The 21825-nt window shown below is 69.7% G+C and carries 21 protein-coding genes and 1 pseudogene; 11 read left to right on the plus strand and 11 right to left on the minus strand.

Annotated elements, in window-relative coordinates; all coding sequences use genetic code 11:
* Positions 1-3519 (minus strand): DNA polymerase III subunit alpha, encoded by a 3519-nt coding sequence (dnaE, locus tag INQ48_18470; protein ID QRF55390.1) that lies wholly within the window; start codon positions 3517-3519, stop codon positions 1-3.
* Positions 3520-3669: 150 nt separating this feature from the next.
* On the opposite strand from dnaE, the gene INQ48_18475 reads away from it, so the two are divergent.
* From INQ48_18475 to INQ48_18495, 5 genes are all read left to right on the plus strand, one after another.
* A complete protein-coding gene (locus INQ48_18475; GenBank protein ID QRF60789.1) occupies positions 3670-4443 on the plus strand; it encodes a sulfurtransferase in 774 nt (257 codons plus the stop codon).
* A 15-nt stretch (positions 4444-4458) separates the two neighbouring features.
* A complete protein-coding gene (locus INQ48_18480; protein QRF55391.1) occupies positions 4459-5166 on the plus strand; it encodes a response regulator in 708 nt (235 codons plus the stop codon).
* Entirely contained in the window at positions 5126-6685 is a 1560-nt protein-coding gene (locus INQ48_18485; GenBank protein QRF55392.1) for a sensor histidine kinase, read from the plus strand. Before INQ48_18480 ends, INQ48_18485 begins: the two co-directional genes overlap by 41 nt.
* A 188-nt stretch (positions 6686-6873) precedes the next feature.
* Positions 6874-7308: a tripartite tricarboxylate transporter TctB family protein gene (locus INQ48_18490; protein ID QRF60790.1), complete on the plus strand. Its 435-nt coding sequence runs from the start codon at positions 6874-6876 to the stop codon at positions 7306-7308.
* A 4-nt stretch (positions 7309-7312) separates the two neighbouring features.
* A complete protein-coding gene (locus INQ48_18495; protein QRF55393.1) occupies positions 7313-8872 on the plus strand; it encodes a tripartite tricarboxylate transporter permease in 1560 nt (519 codons plus the stop codon).
* Here INQ48_18495 and INQ48_18500 read toward each other — a convergent pair whose 3' ends face one another.
* Positions 8873-9286 (minus strand): hypothetical protein, encoded by a 414-nt coding sequence (locus INQ48_18500; GenBank protein QRF55394.1) that lies wholly within the window; start codon positions 9284-9286, stop codon positions 8873-8875.
* Between the two features lie 143 nt (positions 9287-9429).
* Between INQ48_18500 and INQ48_18505 the strand changes: the two genes are divergently transcribed.
* Positions 9430-9897 carry a GNAT family N-acetyltransferase gene (locus INQ48_18505; GenBank protein ID QRF55395.1) on the plus strand — a complete coding sequence of 156 codons (468 nt, stop codon included), beginning with the start codon at positions 9430-9432 and terminating at the stop codon, positions 9895-9897.
* 5 nt (positions 9898-9902) lie between these two features.
* Here the strand turns inward: INQ48_18505 and INQ48_18510 are convergent, their stop codons facing one another.
* The 4 genes from INQ48_18510 to INQ48_18525 form a co-directional block, all read right to left on the minus strand.
* Positions 9903-10832 (minus strand): pirin family protein, encoded by a 930-nt coding sequence (locus INQ48_18510; protein ID QRF55396.1) that lies wholly within the window; start codon positions 10830-10832, stop codon positions 9903-9905.
* Positions 10833-10884: 52 nt separating this feature from the next.
* Entirely contained in the window at positions 10885-11436 is a 552-nt protein-coding gene (locus tag INQ48_18515; protein QRF55397.1) for a flavodoxin family protein, read from the minus strand.
* 37 nt (positions 11437-11473) lie between these two features.
* Positions 11474-11890 (minus strand): DoxX family protein, encoded by a 417-nt coding sequence (locus tag INQ48_18520; GenBank protein QRF55398.1) that lies wholly within the window; start codon positions 11888-11890, stop codon positions 11474-11476.
* A gap of 85 nt (positions 11891-11975) precedes the next feature.
* The gene (locus INQ48_18525; GenBank protein ID QRF55399.1) at positions 11976-12677 is read right to left on the minus strand and encodes a pirin family protein; all 702 of its coding nucleotides are present in this window, start codon (positions 12675-12677) and stop codon (positions 11976-11978) included.
* Positions 12678-12838: 161 nt separating this feature from the next.
* On the opposite strand from INQ48_18525, the gene INQ48_18530 reads away from it, so the two are divergent.
* The 4 genes from INQ48_18530 (at position 12839) to trmB (ending at position 16722) form a co-directional block, all read left to right on the plus strand.
* A complete protein-coding gene (locus INQ48_18530) occupies positions 12839-13792 on the plus strand; it encodes a LysR family transcriptional regulator (GenBank protein ID QRF55400.1) in 954 nt (317 codons plus the stop codon).
* Positions 13793-13910: 118 nt separating this feature from the next.
* Positions 13911-15026, plus strand: a complete 1116-nt coding sequence (locus tag INQ48_18535) for an FAD-dependent oxidoreductase (protein ID QRF55401.1) — start codon at positions 13911-13913, stop codon at positions 15024-15026.
* Between the two features lie 41 nt (positions 15027-15067).
* Positions 15068-15982 (plus strand): tRNA glutamyl-Q(34) synthetase GluQRS, encoded by a 915-nt coding sequence (gene gluQRS / locus INQ48_18540; protein QRF55402.1) that lies wholly within the window; start codon positions 15068-15070, stop codon positions 15980-15982.
* Positions 15979-16722 (plus strand): tRNA (guanosine(46)-N7)-methyltransferase TrmB, encoded by a 744-nt coding sequence (gene trmB / locus INQ48_18545; protein ID QRF55403.1) that lies wholly within the window; start codon positions 15979-15981, stop codon positions 16720-16722. The genes gluQRS and trmB overlap by 4 nt, the downstream gene beginning before the upstream one ends.
* A gap of 16 nt (positions 16723-16738) precedes the next feature.
* Here the strand turns inward: trmB and INQ48_18550 are convergent, their stop codons facing one another.
* Entirely contained in the window at positions 16739-17212 is a 474-nt protein-coding gene (locus INQ48_18550) for an energy transducer TonB (protein QRF55404.1), read from the minus strand.
* Positions 17213-17367: 155 nt separating this feature from the next.
* Between INQ48_18550 and INQ48_18555 the strand changes: the two are divergent.
* A pseudogene (locus tag INQ48_18555) lies at positions 17368-18252 on the plus strand (ABC transporter substrate-binding protein).
* Between the two features lie 4 nt (positions 18253-18256).
* On the opposite strand, the gene INQ48_18560 reads toward INQ48_18555, so the two are convergent.
* From INQ48_18560 to INQ48_18575, 4 genes are all read right to left on the minus strand, one after another.
* Positions 18257-18847 (minus strand): helix-turn-helix domain-containing protein, encoded by a 591-nt coding sequence (locus tag INQ48_18560; GenBank protein QRF55405.1) that lies wholly within the window; start codon positions 18845-18847, stop codon positions 18257-18259.
* A gap of 160 nt (positions 18848-19007) precedes the next feature.
* Positions 19008-19412 carry a cupin domain-containing protein gene (locus INQ48_18565; protein ID QRF55406.1) on the minus strand — a complete coding sequence of 135 codons (405 nt, stop codon included), beginning with the start codon at positions 19410-19412 and terminating at the stop codon, positions 19008-19010.
* 111 nt (positions 19413-19523) lie between these two features.
* Positions 19524-20135: a DJ-1/PfpI family protein gene (locus INQ48_18570; GenBank protein QRF55407.1), complete on the minus strand. Its 612-nt coding sequence runs from the start codon at positions 20133-20135 to the stop codon at positions 19524-19526.
* Between the two features lie 43 nt (positions 20136-20178).
* On the minus strand, positions 20179-21507 hold the full coding sequence (locus INQ48_18575) for an MHS family MFS transporter (GenBank protein ID QRF55408.1): 1329 nt from the start codon (positions 21505-21507) through the stop codon (positions 20179-20181).
* Positions 21508-21825: the final 318 nt, after the last annotated feature.

Raw genomic sequence — 21825 nt, forward strand, 5'->3', positions numbered from 1 at the left:
TTATTCGTAGATGACCGCGGCCTTGCCCGCCTCGGCCTGCGCGGTCCAGCTCGCGAGCGCCGCATCGGTCGGGAAGAACTTCGCGCGCTCGCCGAGCTGCAGTTCGACCTGGGCGCCGCCACGCGCCATCGACAGGCGCACCGGCAGACCCTGCACCAGCTCGCCATGCTCGCTCTGCTCGGTGCGCGCCGGGAAGTCCTTGAGCAGGCGCGCGATGTCGGGCGCCTTGCCGTTGACCGCCACGCGCAGGAACTTGCCGAAGCGGCAGCGCGCGCTGGCCAGATCCCAGACCTGCTGCACCTGGAAGCGTGCCTCGAAGCCGCCGCGCGCGGGCTGCAGGCGGCCCGAGACGATCACCAGTTCGTCGTCCTTGAGCGTGTTGCGGTTGGCGTTCATCAGCGCCTCGTCGGCGGTGGCGTCGATCGAGTCGGACTTGTCGTCGAGCTTGAAGATCGCGAGCCGGCCGCGCTGGCCGTTGATGACGCGGAAGTCGCTCACGATGCCCGCGATCACCTGCTGGTCGCGGCTGTCGAGCAGGTCGGTGATCTCGCGCTTGCAGAAGCGCCGCACCTCGTGCGAGACCTCGTCGAACAGATGGCCCGAGAGGTAGAAGCCGACCGCGGTCTTCTCGAAGGTCAGGCGTTCCTTCACGCCCCAGGGCGTGGCGTCGACCAGCTCGGGCTCGGCCGTGGCCGAGCCATGCTCGCTGTCGCCGAAGATGTCGACCTGCGCGGCATTGGCCGCGGTCGCGTTGGCGAATTCGAAGGCGCGGTCGACCGAGGCGATCAGCGAGGCGCGGTTCTGCTGGATGGCATCGAAGGCGCCGGCCTTGATCAGCGCCTCGACCGTGCGCTTGTTGATGCGCTGGCGGTCGATGCGCACGCAGAAGTCGTACAGGCTCTTGAACGGACCGCCCTCCTCGCGCGCGCGCACCACGGCCTCGACCGCGAGCTGGCCCGTGCCCTTGACGGCGCCCAGCCCATAGCGGATGACCTTGTCGGTGACCGGCTCGAAGCGGTAGTTGCCGCGGTTCACGTCCGGCGGCTCGAAGGTGAGGCCGAAGTTCTTCTGCGCGTCCTCGAACAGCACCTTGAGCTTGTCGGTGTCGTCCATTTCCACCGTCATGTTGGCGCAGAAGAATTCGGCCGTGTAGTGGACCTTGAGCCAGCCCGTGTGATAGGCCAGCAGCGAGTAGGCGGCAGCGTGCGACTTGTTGAAGCCGTAGCCCGCGAACTTCTCCATCAGGTCGAAGATCTCGTCGGCCTTGTCCTGCGCGATGCCGTGCGTGCTCAGGGCGCCAGCGCGGAATTTCTCGCGGTGCTCGGCCATCTCCTCGAGCTTCTTCTTGCCCATCGCGCGGCGCAGCAGGTCGGCGCCGCCGAGCGAGTAGCCGCCCAGGATCTGCGCGGTCTGCATCACCTGCTCCTGGTAGACCATGATCCCGTAGGTCTCCGAGAGCATCTGGGCCACGGCCGGGTGCGGATACTCCACGTCCTCGCGGCCGTGCTTGCGCGCCACGAAGCTCGGGATCAGGTCCATCGGGCCCGGACGGTACAGCGCGTTGAGCGCGATCAGGTCCTCGAGCCGGGTCGGCCGCGCGTCCTTCAGCATGCCCTGCATGCCGCGCGATTCGAACTGGAACACGGCCTCGGTCTTGCCCTCGGAGAACAGCCGGTAGGTCGGCGCGTCGTTGAGCGGGATGTTCTCGTAGGCGAAGTTCTCGCGGCCCTTGTGCCGCTTCATGATGAACTCGCGCGCGATCTCGAGGATCGTCAGCGTGGCCAGGCCCAGAAAGTCGAACTTCACGAGGCCGATGGCCTCCACGTCGTCCTTGTCGTACTGGCTCACGGCCGAGTCGCTGCCGGGCTGCTGGTAGAGCGGGCAGAAGTCGGTGAGCTTGCCGGGCGCGATCAGCACGCCGCCGGCGTGCATGCCGATGTTGCGGGTCATGCCTTCGAGCTTCTGCGCCAGCTCGACCACGGTCTTGACCTCTTCCTCCTTCTCGAGGCGTTCGGCGAGCTGCGGCTCCATCTCGAGCGCGTAGTTGTTCTTGTCGCCCTCGATCTTCTGCGGCGGCGGGTACTGCAGCGTGACCGACATGCCCGGCTTGTTCGGGATCAGCTTGCTGATGCCGTCGCAGAACATGTAGCTCATGTCGAGCACCCGGCCCACGTCGCGGATGGCCGCGCGCGCGGCCATGGTGCCGAAGGTCGCGATCTGGCTCACGGCGTTGCGGCCGTACTTGTCCTTCACGTAGTCGATCACGCGGTCGCGGTTGCCCTGGCAGAAGTCGATGTCGAAGTCGGGCATCGAGACACGCTCGGGATTCAGGAAGCGTTCGAACAGCAGGTTGTATTCGAGCGGATCGAGGTCGGTGATCTTCAGCGCATAGGCCACCAGCGAGCCCGCGCCCGAGCCCCGGCCCGGACCGACCGGGCAGCCGTTCTGCTTGGCCCAGTTGATGAAGTCGCCCACGATCAGGAAGTAGCCCGGGAACCCCATCTTCAGGATGGTGTTGATCTCGAACTCGAGCCGCTCGACATAGCGCGGCCGCTGCGCATCGCGCTTGGCCGCGTCGGGGAACAGGTGCTCGAGGCGCTTCTCGAGCCCCTCGAACGATTCCTGGCGGAAGAACTCGTCGATCGGCATGCGCACGCCTTCGCTCACGAAGGGCGTGGGGAAGTCGGGCAGCTGCGGCTTGCCGAGCACCAGCGTCAGGCTGCAGCGCTTGGCGATCTCGACCGTGTTGGCCAGCGCGCTCGGGATGTCGGCGAACAGCGCCTGCATCTCGGCGCTGGACTTGAAATACTGCTCGGGCGTGAAGCGGCGCACGCGCCGCGGGTTGCCGAGGATCTCGCCCTCGGAGATGCACACGCGCGCCTCGTGCGCCTCGTAGTCCTCGCGCGTGGCGAACTGCACCGGGTGCGTGGCCACCACCGGCAGCCCCAGCCGCGCGGCCAGTTGCACCGCGGCCAGCACGTGCGGCTCGTCCTCGGGCCGGCCGGCGCGTTGCAGCTCGATGTAGAAGCGGTGCGGGAAGATGCCCGCGAGGCGCAGCGCGAGCTCGGCCGCGCGTTCGCCCTGCCCCGCGGCCAGCGGCGCGCCGAGCGGGCCGGCCTGCGCGCCCGACAGCGCGATCAGCCCGCCCTGCAGTTCCTCCACCCATTCGAGCTTGCAGGCCGCCTGGGCCTGGCCGCGGCCGACGTTCTGCGTCCAAGCGCGTGCCAGCAGCTCCGAGAGGTTGAGGTAGCCCTGCTTGTTCTGCACCAGCAGCACGATGCGCGTGAGCGTCGCCGCATCCTTGCCCATGCCCTCGAGGAAGATCTCGGCGCCGATCACGGGCTTGACGCCCTTGCCGCGCGCTTCCTTGTAGAACTTGATCCCGCCGAACAGGTTGTTGAGATCGGTGATGGCCATCGCGGGCTGCTTGTCGGCAGCGGCGGCCTTGACGACTTCGTCGATGCGGTTGGTGCCGTCGACGACGGAGAACTCGGTGTGCAGGCGCAGGTGAACGAACATCCGGCCATTGTAGGAAGACGGGCCTCCACGATGTGAGTTGGCGCGGCCCCTATTGACACCCGGGCGGCCGACCGTTCGGGAGTGCCCGAGTCAGGAACGGGTCAACCTGCGGCGCCTAGAATTCCCGCCGTGCAAGAGACCCAAGAGATATTGAACATCGCGGCCTACAAGTTCGTGGCCATCGACGACGGCCCCGTGCTGCGAGAACGCCTGCTGGACCACAGCCGCGCGCTCGGGCTGATGGGCACGATCCTGATCGCGCCCGAGGGTATCAACATGTTTCTGGCCGGCGAGCCCGGCGCGATGGCGGACTTCCTGGCCGGCGTGCGCGCCGATGCACGCTTCGCCGACCTCGAGACCAAGGACAGCTGGTCCGCCGCCCAGCCGTTCCGGCGCATGCTGGTTAAGCTCAAGCGCGAGATCATCCGCATGGACCATCCCGCGATCCAGCCCGCGGCCGGCCGCGCGCCGGGCGTGGACGCGCCCACGCTCAAGCGCTGGCTCGACCAGGGCCACGACGACGCGGGCCGCGAGATCGCGCTGCTCGACACGCGCAATGCCTTCGAGGTCGACCACGGCAGCTTCGAGGGCGCGATCGACTGGCGCATCGAGAAGTTCACCGAGTTCCCGCCCGCGCTGCGCGCGCACCGCGCCGAATTCGCGGGCAAGACCGTGGTGAGCTTCTGTACCGGCGGCATCCGCTGCGAGAAGGCCGCGATCCTGATGCGCGAGGAAGGCGTCGACAACGTGCTGCAGCTCGAGGGCGGCATCCTCAAGTACTTCGAGCTGGTGGGCGGCGCCCACTACCGGGGCGACTGCTTCGTGTTCGACGGCCGCGAGGCGCTCGCGCCCGACCTCAGCGCCCGCGCGGCCAAGGCCAGCGCGCGCGCCGCCGAAGACCCCGATCTCCACAAGAAACGATAGGCCGACCGCCCCGCGATGCGCATCCTGCTGGTGGAAGACGAACTGGACATGGCCTCCTGGCTGGTGCGCGCGCTCACGCAGGGCGGCTTCGTCACCGACCATGCGCCCGACGCGCGCACCGCCGAGGCCCTGATGGCCGGCACCGAGTACGACGCGGTGGTGCTCGACCTGCGGCTGCCCGACAAGCACGGCCTCGCGGTGCTGGCCGACATGCGCAACGCCGACGACCGCACGCCGGTGCTGATCCTCACCGCGCAGGGCGCGCTGCAGGACCGGGTGCGCGGCCTGCACCTGGGCGCCGACGATTTCCTCACCAAGCCCTTCGAGCTGGTCGAGCTCGAGGCGCGGCTCACCGCGCTGGTGCGGCGCAGCCGCGGCCGCCAGCATCCGCGGCTGCAGTGCGCCTCGCTGGCCTACGACGGCGAGAGCCACGCCTTCACGCTGCGCGGCACGCTGCTGGCGCTCACGCCGCGCGAGCATGCGGCCCTGAGCGCGCTGCTCATGCGCAGCGGCTCGCCGGTCGGCAAGTCGCAGCTGTTCGGCAAGGTGTTCACCAACGACAGCACCGCCGGGCCCGACGCGATCGAGGTGGTGCTGCACCGGCTGCGGCGCAAGCTCGCCGACAGCGACGTGCGCATCGTCACCGTGCGCGGGCTGGGCTACATGCTCGAAGGCATCGCCGATGGACCCGCACGCGCCGGCACCGTCTCCGTCCCCCACTGACAGCTGGCGCTTCGGCATCCGCGCGCGCCTGCTGGCGCTGCTGCTGCCGGGCATGGTCGCGCTGCTCGCGCTCGACAGCTGGAGCGACTACCAGGCGCTGACCGAGAGCCTGGTGGACGCCTACGACCAGAGCCTGCTCGAGCCCGTGCAGGCGCTGGCCAACGGCATCGTGGTGGCGAGCGACGGCAGCGTGCGCGTGCAGGAGGCGTTCTCGGTGCAGGCGATGTTCGAGTCGACCCACCTGCGCTACAAGTACCTGCACGTGGGCGCGGCGCCGGTGGTGCGGGGCGAGACCGGCACCGAGGAGACGCTGATGGGCGTGCCCGACCTGCCCCCTCCGCCTCCGCGCGGCGGCGGCCCCGAGGGCGCGCCGGTGTTCTACGACGCCACCTACCAGCAGCACCCGGTGCGCGTGGCCGCGCTGCGCCAGACGGTCTACAACACCCACGCGGGCAGCGCCTACACCGTGCTGATCCAGGCCGCCGAAGGCACCGGCCCGCGCCGGCGCGCGCAGGACGAATCGCTGCGCCAGGAGCTGCTGCGCGCCGCGCGCATGGTGGTGGTGATGGCGCTGCTGGTGTGGCTGGGGGTGGCCTGGACCTTGCGCCCGCTCGAGCGGCTGCGCCGGTCGCTGCGCGAACGCGCGCGCGACGACATCCAGCCGCTCGATCCCACCGGCGTGCCGCAGGAGGTGGTGCCGCTGGTCGACGCGGTCAACCACCACATCGGGCGCCATCGCCGCATGGTGGCCGAGCATTCGGAGTTCCTCGCCGATGCCTCGCACCAGCTGCGCACGCCGCTGGGCATCCTGTCGATCCAGGCCGGCTACGCGGTGCGCGAGACCGACCCCGAGCGCATGCGCGAATCGCTGCATGCGATCGTCGCGCAGCTCGCGCGCACGCGGCGCCTGAGCGAACAGCTGCTGGCGCTCGCGCATGCGACGCACGAAGGCGGGACCGAGGCCGCCGCGCCCGGGATCGTCGACCTCAACGCGATCGCGCGCGCCGTGGTGCTGCAGTACCTGCCGCTTGCGCGCGAGCACGACCAGGACCTGGGCTGGGTCGACGCGCGCGGCGACACCGCCACCGAGGGCCTCGCCGCGCCCGACGAGGAAGAGGACGCGGCCTCGCCCGTGATACCGGTGCGCGCCCATGCCGCCGAGCTGCACGAGCTGCTCGCGAACCTGGTGCACAACGCGATCAAGTACACGCCGCGCGGCGGCAACATCACGGTGACGGTGCGCCGCGATGCCTCGCAGGCGCTGGCCGAGGTCTGCGACAGCGGCCCCGGCATCGCGCCCGAGCGGCGCGCCAGCGTGTTCGAGCGCTTCCAGCGCGACCCGGCCTCGCAGGCCCCGGGCGCGCCCGCGATGCAGGGCGCCGGCCTCGGCCTCACCATCGCGCGCGGCTATGCGCGGCGCAACGGCGGCGAGATCGTGCTGGCCAGCGCCGACATGCCCGAGAGCGCCAACGGCGGCGGCCTGCGCGCGATCCTCCGATTGCCGCTCGCCCGTACGTGATAACACGTATTTTGGGCCTCGAAGGCCCTTGCAAGCGTGTTGCGAAAGGGGATTGAAAGCCCCGCTTCCTAGACTGCATTGCTTCAGCCCGAAGGAGACATATGCAGCACAGCACGGGTGGTGGCGCGGCCTCGCAGGCATCGCGCGCCCCATCGACATTCAAGAAAGACTACTACGGCGGAGCCCTGATGGTGATCGTCGGACTGGCCGCCGCCTATGCCGGCTACGGCTACCGCGTCGGCGAACTCGCGCACATGGGACCGGGCTTCTTCCCGGTCGCGCTCGGGCTGCTGCTGGCCTTCATCGGCCTCCTGATGGTGATCTCGGCGCGCGGCCAGCAACCGGCACCCGAGGCCGCCGTCTCGCACGGCCATCCCTCGGGCCTGCCCGACCTGCGCGGCTGCGTCTGCATCGTGCTGGGCATCCTCTCGTTCCTGCTGCTCGGCGAGTACGGCGGGCTGCTACCCGCGACCTTCGCGATCGTGTTCATCTCGGCGCTCGGCGACCGCGACAACACGCTGCGCGAGGCGCTGCTGCTCGCGCTCGCGATGATGGTCATCGCGGTGGTGGTGTTCTGGTGGGCGCTGAGCCTGCAGCTGCCACTGTTCCAGTGGGGAGGCTGAGACCATGATCGGACAATCGCTCCACGACCTCTGGTTCGGCTTCGGCGTCGCGTTCCAGGGCTCCAACCTGCTCTGGTCCTTCTTCGGCGTGCTGGTGGGCAACCTCATCGGCGTGCTGCCCGGCATGGGCGCGCTGCAGGCCATCTCGATCCTGCTGCCGCTCACCTACGTGATGCATCCGGTGCCCGCCATCCTGATGCTGGCCGGCATCTTCTACGGTTCGCAGTACGGCGGCGCGATCGGCGCCATCCTGATGAACATGCCCTCGCATCCGCCGCATGCGGTGACCTGCCTCGACGGCTATCCGATGACCAAGCAGGGCAAGGGTGGCGTGGCGCTCGGCGTGACGATGATCTCCTCGTTCTTCGCCGCCTCGGTGGGCATCGTGGTGATGATCTTCGCCTCGCCGCTGCTGGTGCAGATCGCGTTCAAGTTCGGCCCGACCGAGATCTTCTCGATCATGATGCTGGGCCTGCTCGCGGGCTCGACCATGTCGCGCGGCTCGGCGCTCAAGGGCGTGGCGATGACGGTGTTCGGCCTGCTGTGCGGCGTGGTCGGCACCGACGTCAACAGCGGCAGCTTCCGCTTCGCCTTCGACCTGCCCGAGCTCAGCGACGGCCTCGAGCTGGTCGCGATCTCGATGGGCCTGTTCGGCGTGGCCGACTTCCTGCTCAACGTGAACCGCATGAAGAGCATCGGCGACACCGGCACGCTCAAGCTCAGCGACATGCGCCCGAGCAAGGAAGAGCTCAAGCGCGCCTTCCCCGCGATGATCCGCGGCACCATCGTCGGCACGATCTTCGGCGCGATGCCGGGCACCGGCCCGACCATCACCACCTTCATCGCCTATGCGCTCGAACGCAAGGTGTCGAAGACGCCCGCGGCCTTCGGCACCGGCATGATCGAAGGCGTGGCCGGGCCCGAGGCCTCGGCGCACTCGAAGACGCAGGTCGACTTCATCCCGACCATGAGCCTGGGCATCCCGGGCGACGCGGTGATGGCGCTGATCCTCGGCGCGCTGCTGATCCAGGGCATCCAGCCCGGCCCGCAGCTGATCACCGAGCACCCGGACATCTTCTGGGGCCTGATCGCCAGCTTCTGGATCGGCAACGTGATCCTGGTGGTGCTCAACGTGCCGCTGATCGGCGTCTGGGTGAAGCTCTTGAAGGTGCCCTACAAGTACCTGTTCCCGGCGGCGATGTTCTTCATCGCGGTGGGCGTGTTCAGCACGCAGAACAGCCTGTTCCAGATCTGGGAGGTGCTGGTGTTCGGCATCATCGGCGCGCTGCTGATGTCGCTCGAGTTCTCGGTCGCGCCGATCCTGCTGGGCTTCGTGCTCGGGCCGATGGTGGAGGAGAACTTCCGCCGCGCGCTGCTGCTCTCGCGCGGCGACATGTCGGTGTTCGTCACGCGCCCGATCAGCGGCACCTTCATCGGGCTGTGCGTGCTGCTGCTGATCGGCGTGGGCTACTCGGCCTGGCGCGGCTCGCGGCGCAAGTCGCAGCTGCTGCCCGATGCGCCCGACGGTGCGCCACCGGCCGAAGCGGTGACGCTGGGCAAGTAGTTAGAGGCCTTCGGCGAAGGCCAGCACGCGGCGCCCGTCGGCCTCGGTGTAGACCGCGGCCGGCGTGAGCCCCACATAGCGGCCGCCCTCGTGCGGCCGCGCTTCCACCAGCTGGACGCCCACCACCTCGCCCGACTTCACGTAGCGCGTCTCGATGTAGATGCCGGTCTGGCCGGCCTTGTTGATCGGCAGTTGCGCGACGGCCGCATAGTCCTCGGCCTTGAGCAGCGCGGTGAGGCGGTCCTTCAGGTGGAAGTCGTACCAGGCCTGCTTGTAGACCTGCGACTCGCCGGTCTTCACATGCTTGAGCATCACCAGCAGCTTGCGCTGGAACAGCTTGAGTTCCTTCATCAGGAATTCGAACAGGTCGCCGTATTCGCCCGGGGCCGTTTCCGGAGTCTTCTGAATCGCCATCTCGCCTCGCTCGCTTTCTTCAACGTCGTTGTGGTTGTGGGTCGCGGGGCCGGTGTTCCCTCCCTCGCGGCGGGCGCACTTTACTATCGGACGATGGCATTTCGCGCCGCGTTGCGCGCGAACGATGCAACAGAGTTTCACAAGTGAACCCTATAGTTTTCAGAACCGCGACGCGCGCCGACCTGGCCGCCATCGTCGCCCTGCTCGCCGACGATCCGCTGGGCCGCGAACGCGAGGCCGCGAGCCCCGCGGCCGATGCCATCGATGCGCGCTACCTCGCCGCCTTCGAAGCCATCGCGGCCGATGCCAACCAGCAGCTCGTGGTCGCGACCGAAGGCGACATGGTGGTCGGCACGCTGCAGCTCTCGTTCATTCCGGGCATCGCGCGCCAGGGCGCATGGCGCGGCCAGATCGAGGCCGTGCGCATCGCGTCGCAGCGGCGCGATGCGGGCCTGGGCCAGCGCATGTTCGAGTGGGCGATCGCGCGCTGCCGCGAGCGCGGCTGCGCGCTGGTGCAGCTCACGACCGACAAGCGCCGGCCCGATGCCCATCGCTTCTACGAGAAGCTGGGCTTCGTGGCGAGCCACGAGGGCTACAAGCTCGCGCTGTAGAGAATTCAGGTGGGCGTGCTGCCCGTGTCGGGCTCGCGCACGCCGAAGGGCTTGCCCGGCAGCGGAATGAACTCGGTCTCGCCGGGCACGTGGCCCATGCGTTGCGCGGCCCAGTCCTCACCGGCCTGCAGGATGCGCTCGCGCCGGCTCGAGACGAAGTTCCAGGTGATGTAGCGCGGGCCGTCGAGCGGCTCGCCGCCGATCACCACCAGCCGCACCGGCGCGGTCACCGGCGCCGTGAGGTTGGCGCCCTGCCCGTCGGGCAGCACGGCCATGGTGTGCATCGGCACGGCCACGCCGTCGAGGCCGATGTCGCCGTCGATCGGATAGACCGCGAGCTCGGGCGCCAGCGCGGGCAGCGCGAAGCTCGCGCCGGCCGGCAGCGCGATGTCGAGGTAGACGGTCTGCGAGAAGGTCGTGACCGGCGAGCGTTTGCCGAAGGCCTCGCCCACCAGCACGCGCACGCCCACGCCCTGCTCGAACAGCGCGGGAATCGCATCGGCCGCGGTGTGCTCGAAGGCGGGCTCGACCTCTTCATGGGCCTGCGGCAACGCGGCCCACAACTGCAGGCCGTGATTGACGAAGCTCTCGGCCAGCAGGCGCTCGGGCTTGCGTTCGGAGTGCACGATTCCGCGGCCCGAGGTCATCCAGTTGATGGCGCCCGGCAGGATCTCCTGCACGCTGCCGATGCTGTCGCGATGCATCATCGCGCCCTCGAACAGGTAGGTGACGGTGGCCAGGCCGATGTGCGGATGCGGGCGCACGTCGTGCGAATTGCCCGGCTGCTCGGTGGCCGGGCCGAAATGGTCGAAGAACACGAAGGGCCCGACCGAGCGGCGCACGGCCGCGGGCAGCAGGCGCCGCACGTTGAAGCCGCCCCCCAGGTCCTTGTCATGCGGTTGCAGCAAACGGGTGGTGGGGGTGGCGTCGGTCATCGTGTTCTCTCCGTGGGTGCCCCGGGCCGGGGGCGGCCCGCGCAGGCGGTGGTCAGCCGCGCGATCTTGCCACCGCGGCCACGCGCTCGCCGAAAGACCGCGCGGTCTCGAGGTCACCGCGGGGAATCTCGGCCGGGCTCGCGTCCGAGGGCGACTGCGTCAGCAAGCCGCCGTAGCCGCCGATGTAGTTGGTCGAATCGCGCGTGGCGGCCTTGTTGTTGGTCGGCAGGATGCCCATGCTGACCCAGATGCCGCTGTGCTGCATCGCGAGCGTCCAGAGGTAGGTCAGGGTCGTGACCTTGTCGCCGTTGATGGTGGCGCTGTTGGTGAAGCCCGCGAAGAGCTTGTCCTTCCAGCCCTGCGTGTACCAGACCTTCGACGATGCATCGGCGAATTTCTTGAACTGCCAGCTCACGCCGCCCATGTAGGTGGGGGAGCCCAGGATGATCGCGTCGGCCGCGGCCAGGGTCTCCCAGCCGCCCTCGGGCAGGTTGCCGTCGGCATCGATGGCGAGCAGTTGCGCGCCCGCGCCGTCGGCCACGGCTTGCGCCACGCGCTGGGTATGGCCGTAGCCGGAATGGAAGACGATGACGATGTTGCTCATGTTCGATGGCTCCTTGCGATGGGAATGGATGCGGGGATCAGCGCTTGTCGATGCTGAAGCGGCCGGGACCGAAGGCGGCGAAGGCGAGCAGGCCGCCGGCGATCGCGATGTTCTTGTTGAAGTTGATCTGCTGCGCCATCTTCATCGCGTCGGGCACGGCCCAGTACTTGTGGAAGAACAGCGCGGTCGCGACCGTGAAGATGGCCATGGCGATCGCGGTCCAGCGGGTCTTGAAGCCCAGCAGCAGCGCGATGCCCAGGCCGAGCTCGACCACGATCGCGATCGCCGCCGCCACTTCGGGCAGCGGCAGGCCGGCCGAGGTGATGTAGCCCACGGTGCCGCCGAAGCCCATGAGCTTGCCGATGCCGGCCGGGATGAACAGATAGGCGATCAGGATGCGGCCGATCAGCGCCAGCGTGTCCTGCGCGCCGTTGGGGGTGGTGGTGGTTGTCATGGTTCGAACTCCTCGGTTGTGTTGAATGGAATGAAAGGAACGGGTCGCTAAGAAAAGGCCGGGCCCTCGCCCGGCCGCGGGAACATCAGGCGGCGAGGTCGAACACCAGCACCTCGGCATCCTTGCCGCCGGCCAGCGTCAGCCGCGACTCGCCTTCGAGCAGCGCGGCGTCGCCGCCCGCGAGCTTCTGGCCATTGACTTCGAGCTCGCCGCGCACCAGGTGCACGTAGCCCTTGCGCTTCGGGTCGAGCGCGAGGCTCGCGCTCTCGTCGCCGTCGAGCAGGCCCGCGAACAGGCGCGCATCGGCGTGCACCGTCACCGAGCCGTCGGCGCCGTCGGGCGAGGCCACCAGGCGCAGCTTGCCGCGCTTCTCGGCGGCATCGAAGTTCTTCTGCTCGTAGCCGGGCTCGATGCCGCGCACGTTGGGCTGGATCCAGATCTGCAGGAAGTGCGTGGTCTCGTCGGCCTTGTGGTTGAACTCGCTGTGCATCACGCCGCGGCCGGCGCTCATGCGCTGCACGTCGCCCGGCGGGATCGACTCCACGTTGCCCATGCTGTCCTTGTGCGCCAGCTCGCCCGACAGCACGTAGCTGATGATCTCCATGTCCTTGTGGCCATGGGTGCCGAAGCCGGCGCCGGCGGCCACGCGGTCCTCGTTGATCACGCGCAGATTGCCGAAGCCCATGTGGGCCGGGTCGTAGTAGTTGGCGAAGGAAAAGCTGTGGAACGAGCGCAGCCAGCCGTGGTCGGCATAACCGCGTTCCTGGGATCTACGGACTTGCAACATCTTCGGACTCCTTGGGCCGGACCCGTGGGGATCTTCGGCCTTCTTCGTATGCCGCGCCGGATGCGCAGCGGATGGGAAGAACTTTAGGTCCGCGCCCCCGAGGGAAAAGCGCCGCGCTTTGATGGCATCATTCAAATTTTTTGATCAATGGAGCCGCGACCATGCCCAGCCCCCGCGACGTGCTGACCCCCGATGCGCTCGCCATGCTGCAGACCGTGGCCCACACCGGCAGCTTCGCCGCGGCGGCGCGCGCGCTCGACCTGGTGCCCAGCGCGCTGAGCTACCGCGTGCGCCAGATCGAGGACGCGCTCGACGTGCTGCTGTTCGACCGCAGCGCGCGCCAGGCGAAGCTGACCGAGGCCGGCGCCGAGCTGCTGCGCGAGGCGGCGCGGCTGCTCGGCGAGATCGATGCCGTGGCCAACCGGGTGAGGCGCGTGGCCACCGGCTGGGAGCCGATGCTCACGATCGCGGTCGACAGCGTGATCGCGCGCGATCCGCTGCTCGACCTCGCCACCGCCTTCTTCGCGCTCGAGCCGCCGACCCGCCTGAAGCTGCGCGACGAGACCCTGCTGGGCACCATCGAGGCCCTGACCAGCGGCGAGGCCGACCTCGCGATCGGCGCGGTGCTCGACGCCGCCAGCCTGGCCTTCACCGCCACCGGCCTGCGCAGCCTGCCGCTGGGCGAGTTGCGCTTCATCTACGCGGTGGCGCCGCACCATCCGCTGGCGCGGCTCGAGGAACCGCTGAGCGACGCCGTGCTGCGCCAGTACCGCGCGGTGGCAGCGGCCGACTCGGCGCGCAGCAGTCCCGGCATGACGGTCAACCTAGTCGGCGGACAGGACGTGCTGACCGTGCCGACCATGCAGGCCAAGCTCGCGGCGCAGCTGCACGGCCTGGGCGGCGGCTTCCTGCCCGAGCCGATGGCGCGGCCCTACATCGAGGCCGGCCACCTGGTCGAGCGCCGCACCGAGCGCCAGCCGCCGCTGGGCAGCATGCACTGCGCCTGGCGCGTGCGCGCGGCGGGCAAGCCCGGGCGCGCGCTCGAATGGTGGCTCGCGCAGTTCGAGCACGAGGGCACGCGGCGCGCGCTGCTCGAGCGGCACCGCGGCCGCTGATGCCTCGGGGGCGCGCATCGTCGTTTGCCCCAGGGTGGCTGCGGCGCGCGCGCAGACCGGGTTAGAGTCGGCGCAGCATCCAACCGTCTTCACCTCGTCACAAGAAAAGGGTCCAGCAATGACCACTCGTCCTCGCGCCAAGGCAGACCGCCACCGAAGCCCGGCCCCCTCCCCCGACACAGCCTCCGACACGGCCGCCACCGCGCCGCGCCACTACGCCGTCGTCGGTGCCGGCATGGCCGGCGTGGCCTGCGCGCGCACGCTGGTGCAGGCCGGCCATCGCGTCACGCTGTTCGAGCGCGGCGACGGCGCGGGCGGCCGCATGGCCAGCGTCGACACCGCCTTCGGCCGCTTCGACAGCGGCGCGCAGTACTTCACCGTGCGCGACGCGCGCTTCGCGCAGGCACTCGAGACCGTGCCGGGCCTGTGCCGGCGCTGGAGCGCCAACCTCGTGCGCGTGCTCGATGCCCACGGCCGCGTGGCCGAGGCCGCGCTGCCCTCGCTCGAATCGCACTGGGTGGCCCAGCCCGGCATGGACTCGCTGGTGGCGCAATGGGCCCAACCGCTGGGCGACAGCCTGGTCACCGGCACGCAGGTCACGCGCATCGAGCCCGATGCGCTCGATGCCGCGCGCTGGCAGCTGCGCACCGCCGGTGCCGGCGACTCGCAGCGCGTGTACTCGGGCCTCGACGCGGTGCTGCTCGCGGTGCCGCCCTCGCGCGCCCGCGCGCTGCTCGAGGACGGCAAGCTGTCGCGCAGCATCAGCCGCCAGGTCGAGCCGGTGCGCATCGCGCCGTGCTGGACGCTGATGATCGCCTTCCCGCAGGCCAACCAGCCGACCATGTCGCACCTGGGCCCGCAATGGAACGCCGCGCGCAGCACGCACCACCGCGTGGCCTGGCTGGCGCGCGAATCGTCCAAGCCCGGACGCGAACGCATCGAGCGCTGGACCCTGCAGGCCAGCGCCACCTGGTCGCAGGAACACCTGCGCGACGACGCGCCGCGCATCGAGGCCAAGCTGCTGCGCGCCTTCTCCGAGATCACCGGCATCCATGCCACGCCGGCCCATGCGCAGGCGCTGTGCTGGGCAGAGGCCCAGACCCAGGTACCGGTGGGCCAGAGCCACCTGTGGGACGCCAAGGCGCGCATCGGCGTGGCCGGCGACTGGTGCATCGGCCACCGCGTCGAGGACGCCTTCGTCTCGGGCCTGTCGCTCGCGCTCGCGGCGCTGTAGTTCGCGTGCCGGGGCCGGCCGCGGCCCCTTGCCGTCTTTTCATGCCTCCCGTCGGCCGCTTCGCTCCCTCGCCCACCGGCCCGCTGCACGCGGGCTCGCTGGTCGCCGCGCTCGCGAGCTGGCTCGACGTGCGCGCGCACGGCCCGCGGGCGCGCTGGCTGGTGCGCATCGAGGACGCCGACACCGAGCGCTGCCTGCCGGGCATGGGCGAGCGCATCCTGCGCCAGCTCGCCGACTGCGCGCTGCTGCCCGACGAGGAACCCGTGTGGCAGACCGCGCGCACCGCGCGCTACGAGGCCGCGCTGGCGCGCCTGCGCGAACGCGGCCTCGCCTACCCCTGCGGCTGCTCGCGCAAGGACATCGACGAAGCGCTCGCGCGGCTCGGCCAGCGCCACGAGCGCCATGGCGAGCGCGTCTATCCCGGCACCTGCCGCGACGGCCTGCACGGCAAGCCCGCGCGCGCCTGGCGCTTCGCCACGCAGAAGTTCGAGGCCGCGGCGCCGGGCGAACTCCACTGGACCGACCGCCGCCTCGGCGATCAAGGCCAGGACGTGAGCCGCGAGGTCGGCGACTTCGTGCTGCGCCGTGCCGACGGCCCCTGGGCCTACCAGCTCGCGGTGGTGGTCGACGATGCCGACCAGGGCGTGAGCGACGTGGTGCGCGGCGAGGACCTGGCCGACAACACCGCGCGCCAGATCCTGCTGCAGCGCGCCCTCGGCCTGCCGACGCCGCGCTACTTGCACACGCCGCTGGTGCGCGGCGCCGATGGCCACAAGCTCTCGAAGCAGAACGGCGCGGCGGCCTTCGACACCGCCACGCCCGAGGCCGCGCGCGCCGCGCTCGAGGCGGCCGCGCGCGTGCTCGGCCTGGGCCCCGCTGGCGGTGCCTCGTGCGCCGAGGCGCTGGCCGGCTGGGTGCCCGCATGGCGCGCTCTCTACAATTCGCGGCCGCAATGACCTTTCCCGACACCGTGTCCCACGACCTTCCGCCCGCCGACGACGCAGCGGGCGACAGCCCCCAGCCCCATCCCCTGCACCGCCGCCTCAAGAGCTTCGTGAAGCGCGGCGGCCGCACCACCGACGGCCAGGCACGCGCCTTCGCCGAGCTGGGCCCGCTGTTCCTGCTGCCCTACCGCGAGCAGGCGCTGGACCTGGCCGCGGCCTTCGGCCGCGAGGCGCCGACCGTGCTCGAGATCGGCTTCGGCATGGGCGAGGCCACGGCCCACATCGCCACCGTGCGACCCGGCACCAACTTCCTCTGCTGCGAGGTGCACGAGCCCGGCGTGGGCGCGCTGCTCAAGCGCATCGGCGAGCAGAGCATCCCGAACATCCGCATCTGCGCGCACGACGCCGTCGAGGTGCTCGACCACATGCTGCAGCCCGCCACGCTGGCCGGCGTGCACGTGTTCTTTCCCGATCCCTGGCACAAGAAGCGCCACAACAAGCGCCGGCTGATCCAGGCCGAGTTCGTGACCAAGCTCGCGCAGCACCTGCGCCCCGGCGGCTACATCCACTGCGCCACCGACTGGCAGCCCTATGCCGAGCAGATGCTCGAGGTGCTGTCGGCCGAGCCGCTGCTGCGCAACACCGCCGCCGACTACGCGCCCAAGCCCGACTACCGGCCGCTGACCAAGTTCGAGAACCGCGGCCTCAAGCTGGGCCACGGGGTCTGGGACCTGGTGTTCGAGCGCGCCTGAGCGCGGCGCCCCTTCCTCAGTCTTCGACGACGAAGCGGAACGGCAGCCGCATCGCGCTGCGCAGGCCCTGGCCGTTCGCATCGCGCGCCGGCTCGAAGCGCCAGGCCTCGAGCGACTTCGTCACCGCCTGCGACAGCAGCGGATGCGGTGAGCTGACGATCCGGATCCGATCGGCGCGGCCCTCGGGGCTCACGTCGAAGGCCGCGACCACCGTGCCCGCCACGCCCTGCTCGGCCAGCTGCGAGGGATAGCTCGGGATCGCGCGCTGCAGCACGCGCGCGTCGGACACCGGCGCAGGCCGGCGCGCCGGCGTCGGGTCCGCCATGGGAGGGGGTGCGATCGTGGGCGGCGCGGCGACCTCCAGCGTCGGCGTCCCGGTCCCGCCCGGCGAGAAACCTACCTCCGGCGGCTCCGGCGCCCTGTTCCTGGCCAGGTCGGTGCAACCGGCCACCACGGCACATCCCAGTGCCAGCACGACGATCTTGTTCATGGCGGCGATTCTGCAGTGCGCAAAACTTCCCGCCGGGCATCCAAATTGCTACACTTTTTTACTATTTTGAGCAAAAGGTGTCCGATGAACGACGCACGCAGACAGTGGCTGATGAAGACCGGCGCCCTGCTGACCCTGGGCAGTGCCCTGCCGCGCGCGCCGCAACCAACGCGCGCACCCTGCTGTCGCGCGACAAGGCCGACATGCTGTTCGGCTTCGTCGGCACCGCCAGCAGCAATGCCGGCGCCGAGGTCGCCACCCAGCAGGGCAGCCTGCTGTTCGCGCCCTTCGCGGCCTCGGACACCCTGCGCGGCCCCGCGCATCCCAACGTGTTCCACGTGCGCCCCGGCATGATCGACGAGGCGCTGAAGATCGTGCGCCAGTGCGCCACCGTGGGGCAGACCCGCATCGCGCTGGTCGGCGACGACGATGCGATGGGCAATGCCGGGCTCGCGGCGGTGCAGCAGGCCGTGACCGAACTCAAGCTGCCGCCGCTGGTCGCCACCGCGCTGGTGCCCGCGGGCGGCGGCAAGGCACTCGAGGAGGCGCTCAAGGCGGTGCAGAAGCCCGCGCCGCAGGCCATCGTGCTGGTGTCGCTCTCGGGCACCACGGCCAATGCCATCCGCGCGCTGCGCAAGAGCGGCTACACCGGCAGCTTCATGGCCTTCTCGATCGTGGGCATCGACCCGCTCTACGCCGAGCTCGGCAAGGACATCGGCGGCATCGTGATCTCGCAGGTCGTGCCCTCGCCGCGGCCCTCGGCGATCCCGATCGTCAAGGAGTACCGCGCCGCGGTCGACAACTCCGACCAGGCGCCTTCGTACGAGGGCCTCGAGGGCTTCATCGCCGCCAAGACCGTGGGCGAGGCGGTGCGCCGCGCGGGCCGCGGCTTCACGCCGCAGAGCCTGCAGCGCGTGATGAGCGCGATGACCGACTACGACGTCGGCGGCTTCCGCATCAACCTGCGCCCGGGACTGCGCGACAACGTGCGCAGCATCGACCTGATCAGCATCTCGTCGGACGGCCGCGTGCTGCGCTGAAGCCTCAGGCCAGGTTCGGGTGGTAGCCCACGGGCGAATAGATCACCACCAGCGCCGTCGCCGGTCCCGCGAGCGCATGCCCGCGGTGCGGGATGCGCGCATCGAAATGCAGGGTGTCGCCGGGCTCGAGGATGAACTTGTCGCCGCCGACCTGCCATTCCACGCGGCCCGTGAGCACGTGCATCATCTCCTCGCCCTCGTGCTCGAAGAACACGAACTTGTCGACCTTGTCGGGGAAGGTGAACAGGAAGGGCTGCAGCGCGCGGTCGGTGGTGGCGTCGGTCAGCGCGAAGTAGTCGTAGCCGAAGGCGCTGCCGCCCATCACGGTCGGGCGCTTGTCGGCATGCCGCACCAGGCTCACGCCGCGCCAGCTCTGCTGCGCATGCGCGTTGTCGGTGAGCAGGCTCGCGGCCTCGATGCCCAGCACGCTCGCGATGCGCGCCAGCGAGCCGATCGGCGGCACCTTCTGGCCGCTCTCGATGCGCGAGAGATAGGCCTTGCCGAAGCCGGCCTGCTCGGCCAGCGCCGCGAGCGTGAGGCCGGCCTCGAGGCGCCGCTGCTTGAGGCGCACGCCGAGGTCCACGTGGGCCGGCACCTCGGCGGGGGCCGCTGCAGCGGCAGGAGCGGCGGGGGCCGCCGCGCGCCTGGACGGCCGGGCGGTTTTCTTTGAAGCAACCATGCTCCGAATTTAACGGAACCGGTTTACCGCCCGGCACATCCGGTTGCCCGGATGGTCGGCCCCGCGCGAGAACGACTCAGTTCTTGTCGGCCTCGAAACCCGCCGCGTTGAAGAACACATTGGGCTTGCGGTAGATCGCGAGGATGGTGCAGCCCTCGTCCGAGCGCGTCTCGTGCAGCGAGCCCGGCTGGCGCCAGACGAACTGGCCCGCGCGGCAGATGCCGTCGTGGTCCGAGAACGAACCCTCGAGCACCCAGCTCTGTTCGATCTCGGGATGCCTGTGGAACGGCAGCACCGCGCCCGGCTCCCACTTGAGCAGCACCGTCATCTCGCCCGATGCGTCGTCGCGGTAGAGCACCTTCATCTGGATCTTCGGGAATTGCGAGGGCCGCCATTCGAGCGTGGCGGGATCGACGTAGACGGAACCACCGATGGTGGGCTGCAGCTTGCCGGAGAGGCGTTCCTTGAAGACGGCGGACATGTGTGTGACTCCTGTGGATGGGGTGGTGGGGAATGGGACGTCTCCGCGACGGGTGGCACCAGCTTTGGACCGATGTTTCCCGACGGGCAACTCTTGGAAACGACTTGAACCTCAGCCCGCGAAGCGCAGCCGATTGGCCTCGCGCGCGGCGCCGTATTCCATGATCCGGGCCACCTCGGCCGCGGGCTCGGGGCCGAAGCGCCGCTCGATCAGGTGGAGCGTGGCGTCGATGCACAGCGTGACGCCACCGCCCGTGACCACGCGGCCGTTGTCGACCACGAGCGCGGGCTCGGTGCGGATCGCCGGATGGCGTTGCCGCAGTTCGTCGAGCGGCGAGGTCTCGGGCGGCACCACCTCGAACTTGGTGGTCGCGCGCAGGCCGTCGAGCACGCCGGCCTCGGCAAGGATCATCGCGCCGGTGCAGACCGAGCAGACCAGCGCCGCGGGCGCGACGCGGCGCACGAACGCGAGCACGCGCGCATCCTGCGAGGCGGCGCGCCAGCCGGGCCCGCCGGGCACCAGCAGCACGTCGACCTCGTGCACCTCCTCGAAGCTGCGGCTCGGCAGCACCTGCAGGCCGTTGGCGAGCGTGACCGGCGCGCGGTCGAAGGACACGGTCTCGTAGCCGAGCTCGGGGATCACGCGCCGGGCCATCGAGACCACGCCGATGGCGGCGAGGTCCACGGGTTCGATGCCCTCGTAGAGCAGGAAGGTCATGTGCATTCGCGGGTCTTTCGTTCTGGATGAAAAGTCGTGGGGCGCGCGCTCAGAAGTTGCGCACCGAGTCGTCGCGCGTCTCGTGCGCGAAGAAGGCCGCCACCAGGGTCACGCAGGCCAGGCCGATCAGCATGATCGACACGCCCGCGGTGCCGCCGAGCTTGCCCACCAGCAGGGTGGCGAGGATCGGCGCGAGCCCGCCGCCGAGCGCGGCCGACACCTGGAAGCCGAACGAGGCACCGGTGTAGCGCACGCGCGCACCGAAGAGTTCGGGGAAGTAGGTGGCCTGCGGGCCGAACATCAGGCCGTGGCCGAAGCTCAGCGCCACAGCGGTCGCGGCGATGATGATCCACGGATCGCGCGTGTCGACCAGCCAGAACAGCGGGAACGCGAAGACGATGGTGAAGAGCGTGCCCGCGAAGTAGAACGGGCGACGGCCGATGATGTCCGACAGCCAGCCGAACAGCGGAATCGTCACCACCTCGATCGCCGCCGCGACCATGATCGCGTTGAGCAGCATCTCCTTGGGCAGGCCCAGGTTCTTGGTCGCATAGACCACCATGAACACCGTGAGCATGTAGACCCACGAGACCTCGCAGATCTTCAGGCCGACCGCGATCAGGAAGTTCTTCGGATCGCGGAACACCGCCTCGGCGAAGGGATTGCGCGCGATCTCCTTCTTGGCCTTCATCTCGAGGAACACCGGCGACTCCGACACCCGCGTGCGGATGAAGGCGCCGAGCGCCACCAGCACCACGCTCAGCAGGAAGGGCACGCGCCAGCCCCAGGCCATGAAGTCCTCCTCGGGCAGGGTCGACACCATCGAATAGACGCCGGCCGACAGGATCAGGCCGATCGGGAAACCGACCTGCACCAGGCTGCCGCAGAGCCCGCGCCGCCGCCTGGGCGCATGCTCGAGAACCATCAGCGCCGCCCCGCCCCACTCGCCGCCCAGGCCGATGCCCTGCACGATGCGCAGCACGATCAACAGGATCGGCGCCCAGATGCCGATCTGCTGGTAGGTCGGCAGCAGGCCGATGGCGAAGGTGCCGAGCCCCATGATCGCGAGCGTCAGCAAGAGCATCGACTTGCGGCCCAGCCGGTCGCCGAAGTAGCCGAACACCGCGCCGCCGAAGGGTCGCGCGAAGAAGCCCACGGCCGCGCTGCCAAGCGCGGCCAGCGTGCCCATCAGCGGGTCGTCGGCGGGAAAGAAGATCTTGTTGAAGACCAGCGCGGCGGCGGTGCCGTAGATCAGGAAGTCGTACCACTCGATGATGGTTCCGACCGAACTGGCGAACACGACACGGCTGACTTCGGAGCTGTCGGTCTCGGCCGACCGTCCCTCCTGGGCCAGCGCGGGATTTGCGGGGTGATTCATGGTGGTGGCTCTCCGATGCGAGGTTGATGGCTCTGCTGACGGGGACCGCCCGCCTCGGGGGCGGTGGCGGCGTGGGTTGCCCGTTTTCGTGCACGGGCGGTGAAGCTGGCCGAAGATTAGTTTTGTTTCCCAATGGGAAACATATCGCTTTCCCTGAGAAGCAATATCCACCGTTTCAGGGCTGAATCCTGTAGAGGAGTTGCCCAGTTTTGGTGAATAAGTTTCCCATCGGGCTACTTCTTCGCAAGAGCCATGCCACGGGAGACGGCCATCGGGCAGGCGCGCGCAGGCCGCCGCCCGCGAGCGGAATGCATCGGT

The sequence above is a fragment of the Variovorax paradoxus genome, assembly GCA_016806145.1.
In the GTDB taxonomy this organism is placed as follows: Bacteria; Pseudomonadota; Gammaproteobacteria; order Burkholderiales; family Burkholderiaceae_C; genus Variovorax.